Below are 24401 nucleotides of genomic sequence, written 5' to 3'. Positions count from 1 at the left end.
CCAACTCATTTGATGGTTTCTTTTAAAGCCGTTTCATAGGCGGCCGCCTGGTCAGGGGTTAAACTTTTGGATAATCGGAGAAGAACGTTTTTCTCCACATACGAATATTCCGTCAGAAGTCCGCCCATTTCTTTCGTTACAGTTTCAATATATTCTTTGCGTTTCTCAGCATCTTCATTAGTTTCGAACACTTCTACACTTCCACCGTTTTCCACTCCAAATGACTCCCGAATGGATTGTTTTACTTCCACTTCGTTAGATCCTTCTTCCACCGCTGTCTCGATAGCTTTTTTCTCCACATTAGTATCTAGGAAGTCCGCTTTACTGGTATATCCGCCAGGACGACCCAATAATTCATTTGGATCATTGTCAGCAGTATATACTTTGACTTCACCAATCGGCAACTCTTCATTTTTTTTCAATAGGTTCACTACGTCTTCAGCCTTTTCGTACGAATTCTCATCAGTTACACTTTCATTCGTTTGAGAATCTTTTTGATTCGACTCATTGGACGTGTTTGAACAAGCTGTTATCCCAACCAGCAAAAACAAGAAACCTATGACCATCCATCTCTTCATCCATGTTCCTCCTTCGTTGTTTTTGGAATGAATTTGAAATTCCATATTCCTTACCCTTTAACCTGATTGTCCTTTGGTTAAACAGAGAACTAAATCCCTAATAGAGAAAGGCTGTTTTCGCAAGGATTGTTGTTAATACCAGAAAAAAGAGACAGCTTTTTTGCTATCTACTTTATTGAACTAAAGTCCCTGTTAGTTCAACAACATTACTTCGCAAATTACAGATATTTTTAACTCTGATCTATTACTTAAATAGTAATTTTGGATTTTCATCTCGGATATCCAAAATTAAACATTTAATAATGTAACAAAAGTTTCCTTCATCATTCCTTCCGATGGTTGATCACCACTCTTTACATATTTAGTCGACATTCCATATAGGCTCCAACTAATCATAATGCTATGCAACTCTGCTTTTTCATTTGTCCAATTCGGATACTTTTGCTTCAATAAATCTTTAAATACCCTGACGAGTTCTTCCTTTACAATGGTTTCAATTTTGGGTGTGAATGCTTCATAACTACGTGAACATTGATTGGCTAGCCCACTCTGAAAGGATAATAAGCTAAAGAATATGTCATTTAGAACTTCTGGCGTTAATATATTATGTGAAGTTACATCTTTTAATATTCCTTGCAATACATCTTCACTGATTACTGTTTCCAATAAGTCATATTTATCAAAGAAATGATAATAAAACGTTGCGCGATTAACTGTTGCCCGTTGCGTGATATCTTTTATTGTAATATCTTTAAAGTCCTTCTCAATGACTAACTCCATAAATGCTTCCATAATCAGTTTCCGCGTTCTTAGGAAACGTGGATCAAGTTTCTTCTCCATAATGCCCTCCCATTTTTTCATCATTTTCAATGAAATGTCGTATATACGATGTTTTGCTTATATTGTTGATTGTGCTTTTTTTAATTGAGTATAGAATTAATTATACAACAGGTGTTGTTTATCCGAAAAGTGCCAACAAACGAATTGGACTAGGATAAATGATTAAATAGGAGGAAGAAAGTATGAAAATTTTAGTTACGGGTGCATCAGGTCATTTAGGATCAAAAATTATAGAAAATTTAGTGAAGAAAGTATCGACATCAAATATTATCGCAGGTGTACGTGATACCCAATCAGAAAAAGCGAAGACCTTGGTTGCACAGGGTATTGAAGTACGCGAAACTGATTTTGATAAGAAAGAAACTTTAATGGAGGCCTTCCAAGGTGTCGATCGTGTATTTATTGTTTCGACACGTGTTGATGTAGAAAATACAAAGCTTCAGCAGACTTATGCAATAGATGCAGCAAAAGAAGCAGGTATTTCATTAATGGTCTATTCAAGTGCCCCACATGCGGATGTGAGTGAGTTTTTCTTAGCAGAGGTTCATCGTATACGTGAAGAAATAATTAAAGAATCAGATATACCTTATGTGTTCGTCCGTAATAACTGGTACGTTGAAAATGAAGTAGGGACTGTTCAACAATGTTTAAACGGTGCTCCATGGGTTACTTCCGCAGGTAAAGGGAAAGTAGGTTGGGTTTACCGTCCAGATTTAGCAGAAGCAACTGCAAATATACTTGCAGGTGAAGGACACGAGAATAAAACGTATGAATTAGCAGGTGAAAATCTGACACAGCAACAATTTGTCGATGCATTAAATGAAGTAACAGGTAAAGAAATTCCTGTATTGGCTGTTGATGATACTGCTTACGGTGAAATGTTAAAAGATACGAATTTACCAGAAGAGGTAGTAACAATAACTCTGATGATTCAACAAGCAATTCGTAAAGGCGATTTAGAAAACACTCATTCTGATTTAGAAGTGCTACTTGGCCGTAAACCGACTTCTGTTAAAGAAGCATTGCTCCAATTATTAGGTTAATAAAAACGCCTATGTAAACGATTGTTTACATAGGCGTTTTTTCTTTGCCTTTTAAAGCAAAAGATTCTAATCATTGTTTGATAACCTCCTGTTTTTACGACATTTGGACTGAAATGTTGTATATACGATTTTCCCTATCATTTTGTTGGTTGTTCGGCGTTTATATTCGTATTACTATTAATTTACAACAAGTGTTGCATAAACAAATAGTGTCGGAGGTTATTAAATGAATATTACTGTTTTTGGAGCCAACGGACAAATTGGTCAACAATTTATCAATATTTCCCTGCAAAATGGAGATAAGGTAAAAGCATTCGTTCGTCGAGAAGGTACGTTAAACGTATCGCATGACAATTTAACAATGATCGTGGGTAGCTTAACAGATGAAAAGGTCGTAACGGAAGCGATTAAGGGGCAAGATGCGGTTGTGAGTACCCTTGGTCCTAAACTAAATGGTGGACGAAAAGTGAAAGAGTTACCGATTCGTGATGCACACGAAATGATTTTAAACGTGATGGAAAGACAAGGCGTGGAACGTTTTATTACTCTTGCCACACCATCTGCAAGTTCAAATGAAGATAAAAAGCAACTCGCAACAATCATACCTGCACTTATGCCAAAGTTGTTTTTCCCTCCTGGCTATCAGGAAATGAAGGGCATTGAACAGTTGGTGAAGGCAAGTAAAGTGGATTGGACAGTCGTAAGAATTATCAATCCAAATGTAAAAACGGACGGCAATGGCTATACCATTTCTTTTGGAGATACAAAAGCGAAAATGAGCGTCTCGCGAAAAAATGTGGCTCAGTGCATGTACGATGCTATCAAAAAAAATGAGTGGATTGGCAGAATGCCGATTGTATTCAACAAATAGGAGGAGACACTATGACTATCTTAGCCTGGATCTTACAAGGAATTTTAGCTTTGCTATTTTTAATGGCTGGTGTTCAGAAAACATTTGGTTCCAAAATGCACAAAGAAGCGTTTGCCAAATGGGGATATCCTCAGTGGTTTAGAGTCGTAACAGGTTTGGTTGAGTTAGGGGCAGCTATATTATTAATTATAGGTTTCTGGAGCGAAGGAGTAGCAGTTCTTGGAGCTGCAATATTAGTGGCTGTTGGTATCGGCGGAGTTATTACACATATTCGCGTGAAAGATACGTTTAAAGATACAGCCATGATTGCAATTCTTGGAATTTTAGCATTAGTGTTAGTTATTATTCTTTTATAGTAGGTGAAAAAATGAATTTTGAATTTGGAGTTTATTCATTGGGCGAACGCATACCAGATGCAAACGGCCATATGTTATCTGCCAAGGAACGGGTTGAAAACATCATTCAAATGGCAAAGTGGGCAGATGAAGCAGGACTTGATGTGTTTGGTACAGGCGAGCATCACCGCTTAGACTTTGTGACATCAAGCTATGCGATGCTACTTGGAGCCATTGCACGGGAAACTAAAAAGATTAAATTGACCAGTACCTTATCTGTTATTAGTACAGCTGATCCTGTTCGAGTATATGAGGACTTTGCCACACTTGATTTATTAAGCGACGGGCGTACTGAAATCATTCTAGGCCGCGGTGCCTTTTTAGAAAGCTTTGCCTTATTTGGAGCAAGCTTAGATGATTACGATCGTTTATTTGAAGAAAAGCTTGAGCTATTTATGCAATTACAAGAACATGAAGTGGTGAATTGGCATGGTGAATTCCGTTCACCACTTCGCAGTGCGCAAATCGCTCCTCGTCCTGTGCAACCGAAAATTCCAATGTGGATCGGTGTTGGTGGAACGCCTGCCAGTGCAGTGCGTGCAGGAAAGCTTGGGGTAAATATGGCAATGGGGCTACTGGGGGGTGAGCCTGAGCGAGTTCAATATTTAACAAACCTTTATTGGAAAGCCGCAAATGAAGCAGGACATGATTTATCAAAATTAAAGGTTTCTGTAACGGGGCATGGCTATATTGCGGCAGATGGTGAACAAGCGATGCGTGAGTTTTCACCCTATTATAATCAGTACATGCAGCATTTTATGAAAGATCGTGGGCAATTCTTCAACCCTGTTACTGCTGAGCAAATGATGCCACAACGAATAGCCAATCAAATTTTAGCCGTTGGTAGTGCTGAAGAATTAGCAGAGAAAATCCTATACCAACATGAATTATTCGGACATACACGCTTTATGGGGCAATTTGATATGGGAAATCAACCATCTGCTCGTGTAGAAAAAGCTATCGATTTACTAGCGAATAAAGTGGCTCCCATAGTTCGTAATGCATTAAGTAAATAATCGGTTTAATAAACCCTTTAATAATTTACATTATTACTATTTTAAAATATTTTTATTTTGATTTATCTATTTGCATAAACAAGTATTATTTGGATTCGTATGATTGGACTTTATTTTATTTAATATTCTAAAATATTTATATGAACCAATTTCTTGTTGAGAAATACATTCTAAAGTGAGGTTAAAGTCATGACTAACGTATTAGTAATTAAGGCAAACAATCGTCCAGATGGTATTTCAACAAAGATGTATGAAACATTCGTAGAAGAAGCAACAAAAAATAACAAGCTACAAGTTACGACTTTTGATGTGTTTGAAGAGAACATGCCACATTACGGCCAAGATCTGTTCGATGCCTTTGGCAAATTACAAATTGGGGAAGAATTAAACGAAAGGGAAGCTGCTTCAGTAGCGGCCCAGCAAAAAGCGCAAAAAGCTATTACAAATGCAGATGTGCTAGTCTTTGCTTTCCCATTATGGAACTTAACAATTCCATCAGCGTTACAAGCATTTATTGATTACAATTTACAAGCAGGCTTTACATTCAAGTATAATGAACAAGGTCAAAAAGAATTTTTATTAAGCGGCAAAAAAGTCATTTTATTAAATGCTCGTGGCGGCTTCTATAATTCACCTGAGATGAATGCTATGGACATGTCTGTGAATTATATGCGTATCGTTATGACAAACTTCTTCGGCTTTGAAATTATTGATGAAGTAATCATAGAAGGCCATGCTCAAGACCCTGAAAACGCACCAACAATTATTGCGGAAGGTTTGGAAAAAGTAAGAGAAACAGCAGCAAAACTATAAGATGCTTTTTCTATAATTAAAAGTAGTAGTGCAAATATTGAATTTGCACTACTACTTTTTTAATACTGATCAACCTGTTCATATGATTTCAATACAATAATGTATTTATGTTTTTAGTTTAATAAAATATCTAGTAACCATAGATAGTTGGAGCTGTATAAAATTTTCTTATTGCACTAACCTGCCCCTTTTCTTCTATAAGAAAGAACTTCAATATAAAAAGGCATTAATCCTTGAATTAACGCCCCTATTAGTTGAAAGAGAAGATTTTCGTTAAAAAGGTATCGAATCAACTTTTTTGATAAAAAGATACCACTTTGGTATGAACGGAGCTACCAATACGGCAAAAGGAATCCAAATTTTTATACCTTTAAGAGGCGAACCACATAACAAATTTATAGCATCTTCACTTGTTAATTCTATTTTATATTTTTCACTCTTAACCCAATCTATTGTTAGATGTAACTGATGATTACCAGCACTAACAGGTATGGAAATTTCTTCTCCATCTGCTATATCAGTTATATATTGATTATTTAGGTAGACCTTGAATTTCCTTAATCGGTTGACATATTGCGATGTCCTTTTTAAATGGATAATCCCTTTATCTAAAGTTGATATCAACATTTTTCACCCCTTATATATTTTAAGACTATTTTCCATCATCTTGTTAAACTAACCTGCCCCTTTAGCTGCATAACAAAAAAGAGCTGATCACAGCTCTTGATATTGAAGTAATGCCCCCGTTTTTTTTTTGATAACCAAAAGGTAAAAGTGAAGCAACTAACATACCTACTACTATAAAAGAAGTTGCAAAAACTCTATATTTTAAAATTAAAATATCTTTTCTTTTATAGGCTATACTTAATACTTTAATCATAGAAAAAACAGTCATAAAAATTATTATAGCTGAAAAAAAACTCTTTAGAATTACTGGCATTTTTAAACCTCCCTTATCAAAAATTTAAGTATCTTACAATCACTCAAAATGACGACATCTGTTTATAAATATCCCTTTATTTTTCTACTTATACAAAATTAACGCTGAATAAAAGAATATAGGTGAAGCAAATTTCACGTCTATTATCTCTAACGAAGTGTCGGACATAAATTCATTTAACTTTTTATCAAATCCTTTTTCAGTCCACCCAGTTATTGTTTTAGTTTTCAAAACAATACCTCCTCTCTAATCTAATACTTTATACGAATAATCAATCCTTTTGTTTCGACTATACCGATTTTTTTAATTACTTCGAATTTTACTTATGAAAAAGCAACAAAGTTTACGAAAGCTGCCTTAAAAAAGACAGGCTTATAATTAAGCCTGTCTATGAGTGATTATTAAATGAAATATAACTAATAATAGGAATTGCTTATTTCACTAAACTGCCCCTTTTCTTCTATAAGGAGTTCAACAGAAAGGAGCATTAATCCTTCTTAAATGAACGCCCCTGATAGTTTAAAAAATCCATTCTTTCATACAGTTCTTATCTCAAGTCATACTTTAATTGTAATAATATTTTCATAAGGAGCATCATCTAATAAGAAACTAACAGTTAACATAAACTTGCACCGTATTATTGCCTTATAAATTATTTTCCAGTATTCTGTATATAACCCAATTTGTGTAAAAGGAGCAAGTGCACCGTGAATGAATTTTTTATTAAAGGACACACCATTAGTTTATATGACGTGTCTCCAACAGTTATTATGGACTATATTCACAATGATGAACATCTTATAAAGTGGACATCCACACACGTAAAAACTGTTTACGATTCAGATATTAAAAATGAGCCTATGCGAATTGGTTTGAAATATATCAGTCGCCAAAAGGTAGGAAAGAAAATTATAGGCATCCCTTGTGAAATTACTGAATATATAGAAAATAAACTCGTAAACGTCAAATCTATCACAAAAGAGGGGATTAGTTATTCACGCTATACCATTGAAGAAAAAGAGTATGAAACTCTATTAACCTTAGAAGGTTCGTATATACCCCGCAATTGGTTTCAAGCTATAAAGCTAAGAATATTATTACCATTTGCTAACTTTGCTTTAAAAGACGAGCTAGAACGATTAGAAAATTACATATACGAGTATCCTTACCACAATGATGATTCAGATGAAGATAACGAGAATGATAACCAATAACACAAACAAAAGGCACAAAATACTTTGAAGCAGAACATAATTCACTGCATGGAGCAACACAGAATCATCATTTTCCAAGTGACGGGAATGACCCAGGAAGTAAAAAAAAAAAAACGGATGGTCAATCCATTCCATATGAATTGAATGAGATTTAACAAAAAGAGGGCCGAAGCGTCTAAGGTTGAAACGCCTAAATAAATAATGTTTTTAATGAAAAAGTTCATTTGTATGGTATACACAAGGGGAACAGGAGATAGTTCTTTACTCAAAGGAGGTGTTCGTGTGATTTGGTTGATTATTCTTTTGCCACTTGCTGCGGTAATCTCGATGGCTGTCTACTTTGATAAAAAGAAAGGCACTGGAGACCCATCGGCTCATCGTGATCCGCATCATGTCAGTCATCATGATGCCAGTCGCAAACATTTTAACCCAAATGATGGAAATGGACCAGGAGGCAACCTCTAATGCAAGAAAAAAGCAGTGGATTCGAAACCACTGCTTTTTATTTGTTCCATCTCAACTTTTTCTTTCCTTTTCCTGGGAAGGAGATTCGAGTTTTCTTCTAAACTATGAAGAAACGTTAATTTTTGGAGGGAGGAACGACTGCTCCTATTCACAATCACCACATTAATTTAATAAGAACAGGACCCTTATAATCTAATTCTTCTTGTGAATAATTCTTCATTAATAAAACTAAAATCCTTCCTTCGCTAAACTGCCCTGTTTCTACAATAAGGAATTCAGCAAAAAAGAGCATTAATCCTTCTTGGATCAATGCTTATGATAATTTAAGGACAATACTACTTTGGTTGCTCTGTACTTAATTATTTGCTACTTTAGATCACTGACCACAAAAAAGGAAAGCCGACTGTACGGCTCTCCCTTCCATCTCACACATACTTCCGACTCACACTCTTTCCATCATAACTAAACAAAATCCCCTTACCTTCCAACACTGTTTCCATATGAACCGTTCTTCCCCATAAATAATGCATATGCGGCAAGACTTTCTCTAGGTATTTTACATCCAGCTCAATATCCTCAAACCAATGCTTCAGGTAAAGTTCCCCATTTTTCAAATAGTCCCCATCATTCACCGTTATATAAGGGAACCCTCCGTTAACTCGCATGCCGACAAGCTGATCTCGTACCGCTTTCCATTGCTTATCGACAATCTTATAATCGCGTCCTTTTTTCTGGAACAGATACATATCCTCACGCATGACCAGATCCTTTGTCAGGTAGTTACGTATGAAGCTGATATCCGATTCAATCTCCCGCACTTCAAACATTTTCTCTCGGCCTGAATTCGGTTTAACCCCGCGCCTTATCATCTCTTCATCTGGGTTGTTATATCGCTCTTCAATATCCTCAAACATTTTGATGCCTAAATAATACGGATTAATGCCAGTTCTTGATGGCTGCACCACTCCTGCATTCAATTTTGCAAATTCAATTGACTCACCGCTCGTTAAATCAAGCTCGCGGAGGATGCGTTGGTGCCAATAGCTCGCCCAGCCTTCGTTCATGATTTTAGTTTCGAGCTGCGGCCAAAAATAAAGCATTTCTTCACGCATCATGGTTAATATATCTCGTTGCCAATCCTCCAGATTGCGGCTGTATTGCTCAATAAACAGGAGTATATCCTTTTCTGGCTGCGGCGGAAACTTTTTCACCTTTGCCTTTTTCTTTGGACCCGTTTCCTTATTACCTATATTCCATAAATCATCGTACGGAGTAATGATATCAGGTGATTCCTCATCGGTTTCTGCTTCATCCATGGACCAATTTAGTTTTGGACGTACAAGTGATGGATCGATATGCTCCTCAATCGCCAGGACAGAATCAAGAAACTTTTCTACCTCCATTTTGCCATGATCAATCTCATATTGCCTAATTCTTTCCGCTGTGGCAGACATACTTTCAACCATATCCCGCTTTGTATTTTTAAAACGAACGTTATTCTTAAAGAAATCACAATGGGCCAGTACATGCGCTACAATCAGCTTATTTTGAATCAAGGAATTGGAATCTAATAAAAAGGCATAACATGGGTTAGAGTTAATAACCAGCTCGTAAATTTTACTTAAGCCCACATCATACTGAAGCTTCATCTTGTGAAACTGTTTACCAAAACTCCAATGAGAGTATCGAGTTGGCATCCCGTAAGCCCCAAATGTATAAATAATTTCACTTGGGCAGATTTCATATCTCATTGGGTAAAAATCCAGTCCAAATCCGACCGCGACTTCCGTTATTTCATCAATGGCATATTCTAAGTCTTTCTGCTCGTCTTCTCTCACCCAATCCCCCCTCATTACTACTTATTTAATAAATATGATGATATGGGGAATTCATGTTTATAAGATTTACATTATGGAGGAAAACCATCTTGGATGGTAATGTTTTAATTTTTATTACTTTTCTAGACGCAAAAAATCTGTGCACTTTTTTTCACCTATCTATTTTCCATAACAACAAACGCACAGGAATAATATATATAAAAAATTCTAAATAATTATTATTTTATCTGATTAATGCTCGTTAGATGGTAAAATACAAAAAAGGACATTATCCCTGAATTAATCCTTATAAATAAAGATTAAATAAAGCCAAATAGCAAAAAATGACTTGCTTGATCTATGGGTGTGCAGGTCATTAAGAAGGAGGAGCAGTATGAACGGATGGCGTATCGCTAAAGGGTTAGGAGTAGTCTTGTTCCTCATGCTAGGGATACTGTCCTTCCCTACAATGGGATGGGCCTTAAGCTGTGCTGAACCTCAACCAGTGGAACAAGCATTTGACGATGCCGATGCAGTGTTTAAAGGAATCGTGAAGGAACATGATGGAAGAAGGTTCGTTATACAAGTGGTCACGGTCTTTAAAGGGGACCTGGAACCGCGTACCATTGTGAAAGATACGACGCGAGATTGGCTGCAAGAAACCCTTAAAGAAGACGGTACCTACCTTATATATGGATATAACGATTGGTTTCACATCGGAGTCAGCCCTTGCGGACGGACAGATGATTGGGCACAGATGAAAACGGATGTGGAAATGTTTCCAAATGGGGAGCAGGCTACCTATGACGAAGATGACTATCTAGAATACACCCAAAGCCGAGATTTGAAAATAGCCAGTGCCATTGCGGGACTCCTTCTTTTGACAGGCGCGTGGATATTTTGGCGACGCAGACGAAATACCCGATGACCAGCACTAGCTGGTTTTTTGTTTGCTCTGCCCCCGTCGCTTCTTCATATACAATACAGGAATCTAACCGAAATCCTATGACAAATCATTATCCAAGTCTTTTTGCTCGTCTCCTCCCACCAAATCCATCTCAATACTACTTACTTAATAAATAATTATTTTTATAAAAAATGAATGAGAAACATCATCTAACTCTAATGAACCCGCAGTAAATAATAGGCAAATCCGATTGGTTCATTCACTCAAGTGGAGAAGACCTCTAGAGTAATTCAAATTCCCTTTAGTCAGTCATATAAAATGGCGTATGTGTATTTTTTATTATCTTTTCAACATACAATTCTAACTTCCATTATTTTTCTACATATAAAACATCCAGCCCATATTCTACACACAGTTATCACTTCCTACATTTAATATAGGATAATAACCATTGCTAATGGTATTAGGATAACCGCTTTGCCAAGAATTAAGCCATGGAAAGTTTCAAATTTACATTTTACAAACTGCCCAACTTTTACAGGGTGATAAAATCATGACTTTGAACAAACTAATTTTAACTCCTCCACTTAAAGGAGTGTGAAGTAAATGGATAAGGTTGATTATGATCGTGCTTTGTACTACACACATCGGTCAGAATGGGATAACCTCTTACTTCTGATGGTACGGACAAAAGACCACTTTTTGTCCAAAAAAATTGAACATTTTTTGCATGCCTATCATTTTTCAAAGGAGCAAACCTCCGTTGAAAAGACCCTGAATGCCCTCCTTCAATATATTGACCATGCCACATTCCTTCCGGATAATGAGGAAGAGGGTTGGGCAATGCAAACTTTTTAATATCCTTATTTTTTTCTGTGGTGGGAAAAATATACGGCTAAATGCAAACAGCGAAACACGGCGCAAAAAAATAGAGAGCTGACTTTTTAGTCAGCTCTCTATTTTTATATTTCTGATACCTTTTGCATCATTTCATTCATAAAGGATTGGAGCTTTTGCTCACTTGCTTGTTTTTGGCTATCCTTAACTGCAAAGTAGAACTTGATTTTTGGCTCAGTTCCTGATGGTCTTAAACATACCCAAGATTCATCTTCAAAGAAATATTTTAGAACATTGGATTTTGGTAAATGAATTGCTTCTTCTTTATTCGTAAGTAAATCCAATCGTGTGCTTTCTTTATAATCTTCTACAGCCACTACTTTTACTCCCGCAAGAGATGTTAGCGGCTCCTTACGGAATGTAGCTAGAATTTGCTGGATATGTTCAGCTCCTTCCTTTCCTTTTAAAGTCAGGGAACGCATTCCTTCTAAATAATATCCATGTTTTTCATATAAATCTTCAAGTGCCTGGTATAATGTTTTACCATTACGTTTGTAGTGGGCGCAAATTTCTACAGCCATCACGGTAGCCTGGACCGCATCTTTATCACGGGCAAAATCTTTAATTAAAGAACCGTAGCTTTCTTCATATCCAAATAAGAAAGAATATTCTCCAGACTCTTCATATTGCTTGATTTTTTCCCCAATAAATTTAAAACCAGTCAAAACATCTTCTGTTGTTACTCCATAGCTGGAAGCAATAGAACGTCCAAATTCTGATGTTACGATTGTTTTGAACATGATCCCATTAGTAGGTAATGTTCCTTTTTCTTTTTTCTGAGAAAGGATATAGTCTAAGAATAACGCACCTGTTTGGTTACCGGTTAAAACAGTGTATTCCCCTTCATCATTTTTAACAGCCAAACCAACACGATCAGCATCAGGGTCTGTAGCAATTAAAATATCAGCACCCATTTCTTTTCCTTTAGTGATGGCTAATTCAAACGCAGCATGTTCTTCTGGGTTTGGAGATTTTACAGTTGAGAATTCAGGGTCTGGTAACTCCTGCTCTTTTACCACTTCTACATGTTCATAACCCAAATCTTTTAGAGCACGACGAACCGGAAGATTTGCTGTACCATGTAATGGTGTAAAAACAACTTTCACATCTACTTCTTTTGCTAAATTTGGCTGTTCAGTAATCGTGAGGACTTTTTCGTTATAGGCATCGTCCACTTCTTTGCCGATTATTTTAATTAATCCTTTATCACGTAATACGGACTCTTCTTCTACTTTAATTTCGAGTTCATTTTCAATTGCATTCACCATCTCGATCAGAACATCGGCATCAGCTGGCGGTAATTGTCCGCCATCTTCGTTATACACTTTGTAGCCATTATATTCTGGTGGATTGTGACTTGCTGTGATGACGATCCCACCGATTGCATGTAAATATCGAACTGCAAAAGATAGCTCTGGAGTTGGGCGAAGGCTATCAAATACATAAGCTTGAATCCCGTTGGTTGCAAGTGTTTTGGCTGCTTCCATTGCAAATTCAGGTGATTTATGTCTTGAATCATAAGCGATTACCACTCCGCGCTGTTTTGCTTCTTCTCCTGATTTTTCAATATATGATGCAAAGCCTTGTGTTGCTTTACGGATTGTATAAACATTCATGCGGTTTGTTCCAACACCGATTTCACCGCGCATACCGCCTGTACCAAATTCCAAATTTTTGTAGAAGCAATCTTCTAACGCGACTTCATCATCCACAAGTGCAGTTAGTTTTTCATGCAACTCTGGTTCAAGCGTCAAATGATCATTCCATCTATTATAAGTTGTTTTCCAATCCATATATTTTATTCCTCCTAATTAAACGATCCTCTTTATTTTACTAAATATTTAATATTTCTTGAATATTATTAAGGAATATCTCTAAAGAAATATTTTCCAAGTATTATCGTTTGTAATGAAGCTCATACAAGTCTTTTCTGCGATCTTTTAACTGGCGTACCGTTCCAGATAATCTCTGACGTCTAAGAATCTCAAGGTCAACATCTCCAATGAGTACCATTTCAATATTGGCATTGGTTTCGCCCACGATCCCATCGCGTGGATACTCAAAATCAGATGGGGTAAAGATCGCTGATTGTGCATATTGGATATCCATATTTTCAGTTTGTGGTAAATTCCCCACTGTTCCTGAAATGACGGTATATATCTGATTTTCCACTGCACGAGCCTGTGCACAGTATCTTACACGCAAATATCCTTGTCGATCTTCTGTACAAAATGGTGTAAAAATAATATTCGCTCCTTTATCTGCCGCAATCCTGGACAATTCCGGAAACTCAATATCATAGCAAATGAGCATGGAGATTTTTCCGCAATCCGTATCAAATACATTGACCTCATCACCAGCGCTAATTCCCCACCACTTTTTCTCATTTGGTGTAATGTGAAGCTTATATTGCTTCTCGATTGTCCCATCTCTCCTAAAGAGGTAAGCAATATTATATATATTATCATCCTCTTCTTTCACAAAATGTGAACCGCCAATAATATTCACATTATAGCGGACAGCTAGGTTTGTAAACAGCTCAATATATTGCTCTGTAAAGTCTGTTACTTTTCGGACTGCCTGACTCGGAACCTTTTCATTTAAAAAGGACATTAATTGAGTCGTTAATATTTCTGGAAATACTACAAAATCAGAATCAGCATCTGCAGCAACATCAACGAAATATTCCACTTGGTTTGCAAAATCTTCGAATGAGTGAATCTTTCTCATCATATATTGCACGACACATATTCGAACAGGATAAGCTGTTTTATAATACCGTTTAGATTTAGGACGATAATCTACATTATTCCATTCCATCAGGGTCGCATTTTTTCCTGATGCTCGGTCATCTTCCAAATAGTTTTGATTAATACGGGTAAGTGTAAACTCATTCAAAAATTGGAAGGATAAAACTGGATCATATATTTTATGTAAGCGTACTTCTTCCACATATTCACGTGCAGTCATTTGATCTGCATATTTATGGTAGTTTGGAATCCTTCCGCCGATAATAATACTTTTCAAATTTAACCTACGGGCTAATTCCTTGCGTTCCTCATATAGACGATGGCCAACTTTCATCTTTCTATATTTTGGATGGACCATAACTTCAATTCCATATAGATTTAAGCCGTCAGGATTATGATTCGTAATATATCCATCATCAGTTATTTCAGACCAGGTATGGCGATCATCATATTCATCAAAATTAATGATTAAACTTGAGCATGAACCAATTACTTCATCATTTAGTTCAGCTACAAATTGCCCTTCTGGAAAAATGGATAAATGGCTCTCCAAATGCTCGTGCTTCCACGGATCCATCCCCGGAAAACAAAGCTTTTGCAGCTCCAAAATATCATCTATATCGCGAATCTCCATTCGCCTAATTTCCATTTTATGTTCATATTTTGTTAAATCCAATTCCTCTGTCACAGACATGACACTCCTTTTTAAAAGCCATTCTCTCTATCCTCTGTTTTTTCCCATATTTTAATTTTTTCAAACAATCCTGAATGGCTATATGACTAATAGGCAAAGACATGCTGACAAAAGGTCCACGGTTTAGTCAGCGTCACAAAAAGAAAAGCTGTTGGCTTCAGTTTCCAACAGCTTTATGAGGATTATCTTTCAATTAAATAAACTACGGCTTCCCAGGGTTTCAGGATTGTCTCAGCGGCTGTTTCTTGTTCTGCACGATCAGAGTAATTGCCAATTACCTTTTGTCCAGAAAAATCTTTTACGGGGTCCGGCCAGCTTACACGCTGTTCTTCACCTGTGAAGTTTGTTAGTACAAGCAAAGTTTGATGATTAAGATGTCTCATATAGGCAAAAATATATTCATTTTCTGCTTCGATTAACTCATAACTTCCTTCTATTATAATCTGCATTTTCTTGCGCAGGGCGATTAGCTCCTTATAATAGTAGAAAATCGAATCAGGATCCTTTAATGCATTCTTAGCATTAATGTCTATATAGTTTGGATTTATGTTAATCCACGGTTTCCCTGTTGAAAAGCCAGCTTGTTCGGTATCATCCCATTGCATCGGAGTTCGAGCGTTGTCACGTCCTTTTGCATAGATCCTTTTCATAATCTCCTCTGGCTTCATACCTTTTGCTAATCTTTCATTATACATATTCCTACTCTCGATATCCCGATAATACTCTATATTCGGAAATTGAACATTTGTCATCCCAATTTCTTCACCTTGGTAAATATAAGGTGTACCTTGGAGTAAATGCAGGCATGTTCCCAGCATTTTAGCTGATTTGATACGGTATGCTCCGTCATCTCCAAAACGTGAAACAATTCTCGGTTGATCATGATTGTTCCAATATAGACTGTTCCACCCTTTTCCATGCAATTCTGTCTGCCATTTTGAAAGTATTTTTTTTAATTTTATTAAATCTAATGGTTGTATATCCCATTTACCTGATGGACCGGAATCTACATCCATATGTTCAAATTGAAAAATCATATTTAACTCATGACGATCCTCTGCTGTATATAATATCCCTTCATCGGGTGTTACACCGGGAGTTTCCCCGACCGTCATTACATCGTAATTAGATAGAACTTCTTTATTCATTTCTTGAAAATACTCATGTATTTTCGGACCGTTCATATAATATTTTGCTCCGGATGCATATTCTTTGTCTTCCATGACTGACCCATCAGGCAAAGCAGAATCTTTTGAGATGAGGTTAATTACATCCATTCGGAATCCATCTACACCTTTATCGAGCCAAAACTTCATTAAATCATATACTTCTTTACGGACTTTTTCATTTTCCCAGTTAAGGTCCGGTTGTTTTTTGGAAAACAGATGTAAATAATAATCATCAGTTGCTTCATTATATTCCCAGGCAGATCCACTGAAAAAGGACTCCCAATTATTCGGCTCTTTTCCATCTTTTCCAGGACGCCATATGTAATAATCCCTGTACTGGTTGTCTTTAGATTTTTTTGATTCAATAAACCAGGCATGTTCGTCAGATGAATGGTTGACGACAAGGTCCATCACAAGTTTAATGTCTCTTTTATGCATTTCTTCAAGCATCAATTCCCAATCCTGCATTGTTCCAAAATCGTCCATAATATCGCGATAGTCACTAATATCGTAACCGTTATCATCATTTGGCGACTTGTATACCGGCGATAACCATACTACATCCACACCCAGCTCTTTCAAATAATCCAGGCGTGCTATAATTCCCTGAATATCCCCTATCCCGTCTCCATTAGAATCCATAAAGCTTCGTGGGTAAATTTGGTAAATGACAGATTCTTTCCACCATTGTTTTTTCATCGTTCAGCACCTTCCTTATGATATGAGCAAAATTATTTTTAATTTCTTCTAAAAGAGCTGGATTCGGTCTTATATTCTTTTATGTATCCAGCCAAGGACACCATAAGTCTTTTTACCCTCAACAAATGATAATAAAGCGATTTCTTTTTACAATATTATGATAACATACTATAATTTTAATAAAGGTAATAAGTTGAAAAGGGGGAATTTTCATGCTTAAGAAATTGATAAATCGTGATAACGCCCTTTTTCTGGCATTTGCTGCAGCCTTTATAGCGATGGCTGGCAGTCTTTATTTTTCAGAGATTAAAGGCTTTGAGCCATGTGTTTTATGTTGGTATCAACGGATTGTCATGTACCCTTTCTCGGTGATTTTAGTACTGGCAATCTGGAAAAAAGACTATCATATTGCTTTTTATACAATGATTTTATCAGCTATTGGCACATGTATTTCAACCTATCATGTACTCATTCAGAAGGTACCGTTCTTTATGGATCGGGCAGTTTCATGCGGCCGAATACCGTGTACTGGGGACTACATTAACTGGCTTGGCTTCATTACTATACCAATGCTTGCATTAACTGCTTTCATTATCATATTTGTATGCAGCTTGTATATATTTAAAGTGACAAAGGGGGAAACAAAATGAAGAAAGTTGTTATTTTCGTCGCTGCGGTCGTTCTGATTTTTGCCGCTATCGCGTACTTAACCAATAAGCAACAAACAGAAAAAACGGCAGGCAGCAACAACCCATATGATAAAGGTGAATTAAACCCTGCGACTGTCGATCAGTTAGATGATCCGCTGTATCAAAACATCATTAAACCGGATGAATTGGATGAGAAACTGGAAAAGGAAGAATCAGTGACCGTTTATTATTTCAGTCCGAAATGTTCACATTGTGTAAATACCACTCCCATTCTAATGCCTGTAGCAGAAGAAATGGATGAACACATCTATCAATATAATGTGCTTGAATTCGAGCAGGGCTGGAATGAAATTGATGCAACACCAACACTTATCCATTATAAGGATGGGAAAGAATCAAGCCGTATCGAAGGGGAACGCACTGCTGAGGAATTTAAACAGTGGTTTGATAATTTATAAAAACACGCCGGGTGCATTTACTCGGCGTGTTTCTTTAGATTAAATAGGTATTGGCGGCTTTTGTCTGATACAATGGAAGTTCAATCTGTCTATTCTCACCAAAAAAGTGTTTATGCTCAAACGGAAAAAAGATACCAAGTTCATTTAATAGCTTTGAATTGTGATTAAATAATTCCACAGCCTCAGGATTTTCATTTTGATTCTCTAGAATGATCATTAAGGTTTGAATACATGACAATGCTTGAAAGGCACCTTTTAATGTACCGATATGAGAGTTTGAATCAGGTACAGACAACACTTCATTTAAGACAAACAAATCAATTAGTTCTTTTGTGAAGTACATAGGAAACAATTCATTATAAAATTTTTCAACTGCCTTACTTAGTTCAATATCCTGTAAATGAAGAGAACCTTCGACAATTTTCATATTGAACACCCTACTTTCTGCAATCTTCCTCTGTTGGCATATATAGGATAGCACATGATATTGTATATATAATACTAAATAACTTTGCAAAAATGAGGTATTTACATGTTAAACGTTACTAAATCAGGTCCTTACGCTCAAATCACCTGCCCCTCGGATTGGGTGGGAAAATCGATAGAAACCATTTTAAGAGATCATCTGCACATTCCAAAGAAAATGCTGCACCAGTGGCGAATGGAAAAGAACGTCTTATTGAATGGTGAAGCGATTTCTTGGTCAACAAAAATACAATCTTCTTCTATTATTTATATACCCATTTATGCAGATGATTTAAATGCATTACTACCCATAAAGAAGAAATTGGAAATTCTATATGAAGATGATGATATTATGGTTGTGAACAAGCCGCCATTTCTTAATACCCATCCTATTTCTGATAACGATCATCAATCTTTAATGAATGTTGTCACAGCCTATATTAATAATAATAAAATTAAACCTAGGCATATCCATCGCTTGGATAAAGATACATCCGGGGCCATTCTCCTAGCTAAACATGCTTATGCAGGAGCTATACTGGATAAGGCTTTAACAGATGGGGAAATTAAGAGGACGTATGTGGCACTTGTTCAGGGGATTGTAAAAAAAGAGCAAGGTACGATAAACGCTCCAATTGCAAAAGACCGACATACACCGGGGAAAATGAGAGTAAGCCCATCCGGAAAACAGGCAGTGACAAAATATGAAGTATTAGAAAGAATGAATTCTATAAATCAAACGCTTGTTTCCTGTAAATTGGAAACAGGCCGCACTCACCAAATTCGAGTCCATATGAGCTCAATTGGACATCCCCTTGTTGGTGATCCCTTATATGGGGGAAAGAAAAGTGCACATCTAAATAGGCAAGCCCTTCATGCATACAGATTAGAGTTTATACAGCCGCTTACCGGCGAAAAACTGTCTGTCGAAAGCGAAATCCCATTTATATAATGTCCTTTCAAACGAAAAAAGACAAATCCTCTCCTACCTATTATGGTAGAAAGGATTTGTCTTTTGCTTCTTAACTTACTTAAAGATGTTTAAGTAATACTTAAGCAGTTTTATTGATAGCTTTCATAATCATGCTTACGATGAAGATTAAAAGAATTGCACCGATTAAAGCCGGAATAATGGCATATCCTGCAACAGATGGTCCCATATCTCCGAATATCGCTGTACCTAACCAAGAACCAATGATACCTGCAATAATGTTACCAATGATTCCGCCTGGTACATCCTTACCTACGATTAGACTTGCAACCCAACCTAAAATTCCACCTACGATTAATGATATAATAAAACTCATGATATATTCCTCCTTGAAAGTTTGTTTAATTAGCCTGACTTTTGTCAGTTACTAGGACTAGGGATAATTGCTTTATAACTTAAAATAGATTTCTAAATATAGAGTAGCCAACAGACTCAAGTTTATCCCTAATCTGATAAGTATTCTTGTCAGATATTATTTTACAAGAGCTATGGTTACTTGCAGACAGGTTATTGAAAGTAGATCAACTTTCACTGCCTTGTACATATTCAACGGCGCCGTTAATACTCTATAGATTCCCCTTTCTATCAGTCCTAAACATTTTTTTAATTATTTTTGGTAATTTTTTTATAGAGGATTAAGCTGCCTGAAAAATGGGTATATGTTATGTTTTAATAGTTATTGTTGAATAATGGTATACTAAAAAGAGTTCTAACTATCCATGATTTTTTTCTACTATATAATAGGAAAGAAAAATCAGAGTGCTCAAAAGTATTGGAAATTAGGGCTATATCTTGTTACATGGTTCATTTAATTTATAACTTTAGATGTAGCTTTAATTATTTTCATTTAATATGAATACCCTAGTAGTTAGCATATTTATAAAACAAAACCCAAAAATTATATCATTACTATATTCTTCATATTATAAGGAATACGAAGAGCCTAGTTCTCGATAGATCATTAAGCTACTGTTGGAGATGACTACATTTTGGGCGATAATGTAAACATACACATTTAGAGATGAAATTTGTCTTTCGGATAAAGATACAAAATTATTCGAATTGTTTTTATAGCGTTTTCATTATATAATAGCTCCAAAGAATTCCTGGAATCTAAATATCCCTAATGAATTAGATCATAAGCCAAACCGATTCACATCTGTGATCTTAACGCTTAATAACCATTTAAATTTATCATCTGATTCACATATTCCGTATCTTGCCTTACCGACTCCCACCCCATCACGTGTTACTACGCTTTTTTGATCAATAGAATCATTATTTATTTCTATTGAACCAATCTGTAATGTATGTTCTTGTCCTCTGTATAGGGAGCATATAATATATAGAGTTACCCACTTGTCAGTCATCAATAATTTTATCAATACCAAGCCTAGATCATAAAAGTCTTGTCCATTAACTAAATCCGAAAGTGTGGGGAATAAAAATAAACAAAAGAGCGCTGGATACGTCCAAAAATCAACATTATTAATGGTCTATTTTAAAATATGGAAACCCTTATATATAAGGATTTTATGAGGATTTTGTCGAAAGAATTCAATTTGACTTTTCCCAAATTCAGTTTATAATTCAATATTGTTATCTCTTTTTTCTGAGCCAAACAAATATAAGCATAAAAATGCGAAACTAGTATAAATATAATCTTAATACCGAGGTGAAACAATGAGTGCATTTATGAGCAAAGCGAAAAAGAGCTTAAGTGGACCTGTTGGTTTCCTTATAGTCGCTGTTGTTCTCTTTTGGATTAAAATCTATACAAGTTATATAGTTGAATTTGACCTTGGTATCACGAATACCATGCAAGAATTTTTACTTTTTATTAATCCAATCAGTTCAGCGGTTATTTTCTTTAGTCTCGCTTTATTGGCAAAAGGCAGACGTTCATTCAAGTGGTTAGTTGTCATAAACGTCATACTTTCCATTGTGCAATATGCCAATATCGTTTATTATCGATTCTTTAACGATTTTATTACATGGCAGACTTTAAAACAGACGCAGAATCTTAATGCTGGTGAAGGTGGCGGATTATTCGGAAGTATCCTGGAGCTCATACGTATTTATGATCCATTATATTTCCTGGATGCAATCATTCTGATTTTGCTGATTGTCTACAAAAAATTCCAGCCAAGTGAAGGCCGTGTGAAATTACGCAAAACAGGTGCAGTTTTTACATTTGGTGTGGGAATGCTCGTATTGAATATTGCATTAGCTGAGATTGACCGTCCGCAATTATTAACTAGAACATTTGACCGAAACTACCTGGTCAAATATCTAGGAACCTATAATTACACGATCTATGATGGATTAAAGACAATGAAGGTGAATGCCCAAAAAGCATCGGCAGATTCCAGTGACTTAACAGAAGTACAAAACTTCGTACAGGCTAATTACGCAGAACCAAACAAGAAATACTTTGGAGCCGCTGAAGGAATGAATGTTATCTATATTCATTTGGAATCTTTCCAAAACTTCCTGATTGATTACAAATTGAACGGTGAAGAAGTAACACCTTTTATTAACTCGCTTACAAAAGATAAAAATACACTTTACTTTGATAATTTTTACCACCAAACAGGTCAAGGTAAAACATCTGACTCAGAAGTACTTTTAGAAAACTCCTTGTTTGGACTGTCTCAAGGGTCAGCTATGACTACAAATGGTACAAATACGTATCAATCAGCAGCTGCCATCCTTGAACAAGAAAAAGGATATTCTTCTGCCGTGTTCCATGGTAACTACAAATCCTTCTGGAACCGCGATGAAGTTTATAAATCTTGGGGAGTTCAAAACTTCTTTGATGCCAGCTACTATGACATGAAAGATGAAGATGTTTTAAATTACGGTTTAAAAGACAAACCGTTCTTCGAGCAGTCTAAACCGATGCTTGAATCATTACCAGAGCCGTTCTATACAAAATTTATTACAGTATCTCATCACTTCCCTTATCCAATTTCTGACGAGGATGCTACCATTGAGGCAGCAACAACGGGAGATGGCTCTGTAGACCGTTATTTCCAAACAGCCCGTTATTTAGATGAATCTGTAGAACAATTTGTCAACTATCTAAAAGAAACAGGTCTTTATGATCGTTCTATGCTTGTATTCTATGGCGATCATTATGGTATATCTGAAAACCATAATGAAGCTATGGCACAAGTTCTTAATAAAGAGGAAATTACGAAATATGATTCTGCTGAACTACAGGAAGTACCTTTAATTATCCGTGTACCTGGTATGGAAGGCGGAATACAACACCAATATGGCGGACAGGTAGATTTAATGCCAACATTGTTACACTTACTGGGCGTTGATTCTAAGAAATATATCCAACTTGGTACTGATTTATTATCAAAAGACCATACTGAAATTGTACCTTTTAGAGACGGTGACTTTATGAGCCCGGATGTAAAATATATTGATGGTAAATATTACGATTCCACAGGAACGTTGGTAGAAGAAACTGAGGAGTATAAACAAATGGAAGAGTATGCCTCTACCATGCTTTCAATGTCCGATAAAATTATATACGGTGATTTACTCAGATTTTATACACCAGAAGGTTTTAAACCTGTAGATCCATCAAAATATAATTACAATTTAAAAGCTACGGATACTAATAGTTCTTCGAAAAACAGCGTTGAGTAAACAAAAGCCCCCAATTTCTCAAGGAACTGGGGGCTTTTTTATATCTAAATTAAATACGTCGACATGTACTTATCACTTTACTCAGGAATCACAGGCCTAGCTCAAAACGGATTCAACACTTTTTAAATGGATAAAGACATACTCCTCAAATGTCTAAGTCTTAGCTGCTTCTCCATCCCCTTATATTCCTAATAAACTTTATCCAAAGACTCCCTTTCCCCCTCTAATTTTATAGAGACATATTTTTGTTAATTTTATTTCTGAATGTTACAAGTTTGTAAATTCAATGTAAATTTTAGTTGTTTAAAACCATGTTTATGTAAATATTCACTAAAAAAAATGTTTTTCCTTTCCAAGTATAAATAAAAAGTTTAGTATTAATTTTGTTATAAATTTTAATTATTTTCCGAAAGTGGAGGTCACTATGGTATTCAAATCTAAGAAAGATAAATTTTCGGTTATGCTTTTAAATATTTCTTCAAATTTAAAAGAAAGCTCTGATTATTTCGCAGATTATAAATTAAAAAACATTAGCGATTTAAAAATCTTCTCCGACACAATGAAACAATATGAAACAACTGGAGATGATTTTGTACATGAAGTGATTAAAGAGCTTAATAACGCCTTCATCACTCCGATTGAACGTGAAGATATATTAATGCTTGCGATGACAATGGATGATGTTTTGGATGGTCTTGAACATTGTTCTGCTTTGTTTGAAATGTATTCAATTGTCAATGCTAATGAGTATATGTTGAAATTTGTTGACGAAATTCGCAATGCCGCTCATGAAATTGACCGAGCTGTAGAATTACTAACGATAAAAAAATTAAATGACATTCGTCCGATTGCGATTAAAATTAAAGAACATGAATCTTCCTGTGATACCTTGCATCGTCAATCTGTTAAACACCTTTTCCTAAGTGAAAAAGATCCAATTCGCATTATTCAATATAAAGAGATTTATGAGAACCTGGAGGAAATTGCAGATTATTGTCAATCTGTTGCGAATACATTAGAAACAATTGTAATGAAAAACTCTTAATGAAAGGTTCCTAAACAA

At 35.9% G+C, this 24401-nt stretch carries 26 protein-coding genes; 14 read left to right on the top strand and 12 right to left on the bottom strand.

The features are described from left to right. Positions 1-5: 5 nt before the first annotated feature. Both AC4G3L_RS07435 and AC4G3L_RS07430 read right to left on the bottom strand, forming a co-directional pair. A complete protein-coding gene (locus AC4G3L_RS07435) occupies positions 6-578 on the bottom strand; it encodes a hypothetical protein (RefSeq protein ID WP_491076334.1) in 573 nt (190 codons plus the stop codon). A 288-nt stretch (positions 579-866) separates the two neighbouring features. Beyond that, a complete protein-coding gene (locus AC4G3L_RS07430) occupies positions 867-1418 on the bottom strand; it encodes a TetR/AcrR family transcriptional regulator (RefSeq protein WP_491076333.1) in 552 nt (183 codons plus the stop codon). Positions 1419-1600: 182 nt separating this feature from the next. On the opposite strand from AC4G3L_RS07430, the gene AC4G3L_RS07425 reads away from it, so the two are divergent. From AC4G3L_RS07425 to AC4G3L_RS07405, 5 genes are all read left to right on the top strand, one after another. Next, positions 1601-2461, top strand: coding sequence for an SDR family oxidoreductase (locus tag AC4G3L_RS07425; RefSeq protein ID WP_491076332.1), 861 nt, complete (start codon positions 1601-1603; stop codon positions 2459-2461). A 226-nt stretch (positions 2462-2687) separates the two neighbouring features. Beyond that, entirely contained in the window at positions 2688-3332 is a 645-nt protein-coding gene (locus AC4G3L_RS07420) for an NAD(P)-dependent oxidoreductase (protein ID WP_491076331.1), read from the top strand. Positions 3333-3343: 11 nt separating this feature from the next. Next, positions 3344-3688: a DoxX family protein gene (locus AC4G3L_RS07415; RefSeq protein WP_491076330.1), complete on the top strand. Its 345-nt coding sequence runs from the start codon at positions 3344-3346 to the stop codon at positions 3686-3688. A gap of 11 nt (positions 3689-3699) precedes the next feature. Then, on the top strand, positions 3700-4743 hold the full coding sequence (locus AC4G3L_RS07410; protein WP_491076329.1) for an LLM class flavin-dependent oxidoreductase: 1044 nt from the start codon (positions 3700-3702) through the stop codon (positions 4741-4743). 189 nt (positions 4744-4932) lie between these two features. After that, positions 4933-5556, top strand: coding sequence for an FMN-dependent NADH-azoreductase (locus AC4G3L_RS07405; RefSeq protein WP_491076328.1), 624 nt, complete (start codon positions 4933-4935; stop codon positions 5554-5556). 273 nt (positions 5557-5829) lie between these two features. Here AC4G3L_RS07405 and AC4G3L_RS07400 read toward each other — a convergent pair whose 3' ends face one another. From AC4G3L_RS07400 to AC4G3L_RS07390, 3 genes are all read right to left on the bottom strand, one after another. Continuing rightward, a complete protein-coding gene (locus tag AC4G3L_RS07400) occupies positions 5830-6183 on the bottom strand; it encodes a hypothetical protein (protein ID WP_491076327.1) in 354 nt (117 codons plus the stop codon). Between the two features lie 61 nt (positions 6184-6244). Continuing rightward, a complete protein-coding gene (locus AC4G3L_RS07395; protein WP_491076326.1) occupies positions 6245-6496 on the bottom strand; it encodes a hypothetical protein in 252 nt (83 codons plus the stop codon). Positions 6497-6580: 84 nt separating this feature from the next. Beyond that, positions 6581-6727 carry a hypothetical protein gene (locus AC4G3L_RS07390; protein ID WP_491076325.1) on the bottom strand — a complete coding sequence of 49 codons (147 nt, stop codon included), beginning with the start codon at positions 6725-6727 and terminating at the stop codon, positions 6581-6583. 476 nt (positions 6728-7203) lie between these two features. Between AC4G3L_RS07390 and AC4G3L_RS07385 the strand changes: the two genes are divergently transcribed. After that, a complete protein-coding gene (locus tag AC4G3L_RS07385) occupies positions 7204-7710 on the top strand; it encodes a hypothetical protein (protein WP_491076324.1) in 507 nt (168 codons plus the stop codon). A 282-nt stretch (positions 7711-7992) separates the two neighbouring features. Continuing rightward, positions 7993-8175: a hypothetical protein gene (locus AC4G3L_RS07380; protein WP_491076323.1), complete on the top strand. Its 183-nt coding sequence runs from the start codon at positions 7993-7995 to the stop codon at positions 8173-8175. 425 nt (positions 8176-8600) lie between these two features. On the opposite strand, the gene AC4G3L_RS07375 is transcribed toward AC4G3L_RS07380, so the two are convergent. Continuing rightward, positions 8601-10028, bottom strand: coding sequence for a SpoVR family protein (locus tag AC4G3L_RS07375; protein WP_491076322.1), 1428 nt, complete (start codon positions 10026-10028; stop codon positions 8601-8603). Positions 10029-10386: 358 nt separating this feature from the next. Between AC4G3L_RS07375 and AC4G3L_RS07370 the strand changes: the two genes are divergently transcribed. Both AC4G3L_RS07370 and AC4G3L_RS07365 read left to right on the top strand, forming a co-directional pair. Next, positions 10387-10920 (top strand): LPXTG cell wall anchor domain-containing protein, encoded by a 534-nt coding sequence (locus tag AC4G3L_RS07370; RefSeq protein WP_491076321.1) that lies wholly within the window; start codon positions 10387-10389, stop codon positions 10918-10920. Between the two features lie 585 nt (positions 10921-11505). Continuing rightward, on the top strand, positions 11506-11757 hold the full coding sequence (locus AC4G3L_RS07365) for a YhdB family protein (RefSeq protein ID WP_491076320.1): 252 nt from the start codon (positions 11506-11508) through the stop codon (positions 11755-11757). Between the two features lie 104 nt (positions 11758-11861). Here AC4G3L_RS07365 and AC4G3L_RS07360 read toward each other — a convergent pair whose 3' ends face one another. The 3 genes from AC4G3L_RS07360 to AC4G3L_RS07350 all read right to left on the bottom strand — a co-directional run bounded on the left by AC4G3L_RS07360 (position 11862) and on the right by AC4G3L_RS07350 (position 17108). Next, on the bottom strand, positions 11862-13589 hold the full coding sequence (locus tag AC4G3L_RS07360; RefSeq protein WP_491076319.1) for a phospho-sugar mutase: 1728 nt from the start codon (positions 13587-13589) through the stop codon (positions 11862-11864). Between the two features lie 103 nt (positions 13590-13692). Then, positions 13693-15234: a GNAT family N-acetyltransferase gene (locus tag AC4G3L_RS07355; protein WP_491076318.1), complete on the bottom strand. Its 1542-nt coding sequence runs from the start codon at positions 15232-15234 to the stop codon at positions 13693-13695. 188 nt (positions 15235-15422) lie between these two features. Next, on the bottom strand, positions 15423-17108 hold the full coding sequence (locus AC4G3L_RS07350) for a glycoside hydrolase family 13 protein (RefSeq protein ID WP_491076317.1): 1686 nt from the start codon (positions 17106-17108) through the stop codon (positions 15423-15425). 212 nt (positions 17109-17320) lie between these two features. Here AC4G3L_RS07350 and AC4G3L_RS07345 point away from each other — a divergent pair, with 212 nt between their 5' ends. After that, positions 17321-17758, top strand: coding sequence for a disulfide oxidoreductase (locus AC4G3L_RS07345; RefSeq protein ID WP_491076316.1), 438 nt, complete (start codon positions 17321-17323; stop codon positions 17756-17758). Continuing rightward, complete coding sequence (locus tag AC4G3L_RS07340) at positions 17755-18216, top strand: thioredoxin family protein (RefSeq protein WP_491076315.1); 462 nt, start codon at positions 17755-17757, stop codon at positions 18214-18216. The genes AC4G3L_RS07345 and AC4G3L_RS07340 overlap by 4 nt, the downstream gene beginning before the upstream one ends. Before the next feature lie 34 nt (positions 18217-18250). Here AC4G3L_RS07340 and AC4G3L_RS07335 read toward each other — a convergent pair whose 3' ends face one another. After that, a complete protein-coding gene (locus tag AC4G3L_RS07335) occupies positions 18251-18643 on the bottom strand; it encodes a DUF5365 family protein (protein ID WP_491076314.1) in 393 nt (130 codons plus the stop codon). A 105-nt stretch (positions 18644-18748) separates the two neighbouring features. Between AC4G3L_RS07335 and AC4G3L_RS07330 the strand changes: the two genes are divergently transcribed. Continuing rightward, a complete protein-coding gene (locus tag AC4G3L_RS07330; RefSeq protein ID WP_491076313.1) occupies positions 18749-19633 on the top strand; it encodes an RluA family pseudouridine synthase in 885 nt (294 codons plus the stop codon). Between the two features lie 100 nt (positions 19634-19733). Here the strand turns inward: AC4G3L_RS07330 and AC4G3L_RS07325 are convergent, their stop codons facing one another. Then, the gene (locus AC4G3L_RS07325) at positions 19734-19988 is read right to left on the bottom strand and encodes a GlsB/YeaQ/YmgE family stress response membrane protein (protein ID WP_491076312.1); all 255 of its coding nucleotides are present in this window, start codon (positions 19986-19988) and stop codon (positions 19734-19736) included. 820 nt (positions 19989-20808) lie between these two features. Next, positions 20809-21042: a hypothetical protein gene (locus AC4G3L_RS07320; RefSeq protein WP_491076311.1), complete on the bottom strand. Its 234-nt coding sequence runs from the start codon at positions 21040-21042 to the stop codon at positions 20809-20811. A 313-nt stretch (positions 21043-21355) separates the two neighbouring features. Here AC4G3L_RS07320 and ltaS point away from each other — a divergent pair, with 313 nt between their 5' ends. After that, on the top strand, positions 21356-23338 hold the full coding sequence (ltaS, locus tag AC4G3L_RS07315) for a lipoteichoic acid synthase (protein ID WP_491076310.1): 1983 nt from the start codon (positions 21356-21358) through the stop codon (positions 23336-23338). Between the two features lie 424 nt (positions 23339-23762). Next, positions 23763-24383: a DUF47 domain-containing protein gene (locus AC4G3L_RS07310; protein ID WP_491076309.1), complete on the top strand. Its 621-nt coding sequence runs from the start codon at positions 23763-23765 to the stop codon at positions 24381-24383. Positions 24384-24401 lie beyond the last annotated feature (18 nt).

It is taken from the genome of Bacillus sp. z33 (genome assembly GCF_058313615.1).
Note: the sequence above shows the minus strand (reverse complement) of the source record. Positions and strands in the feature narration are given on the sequence as shown.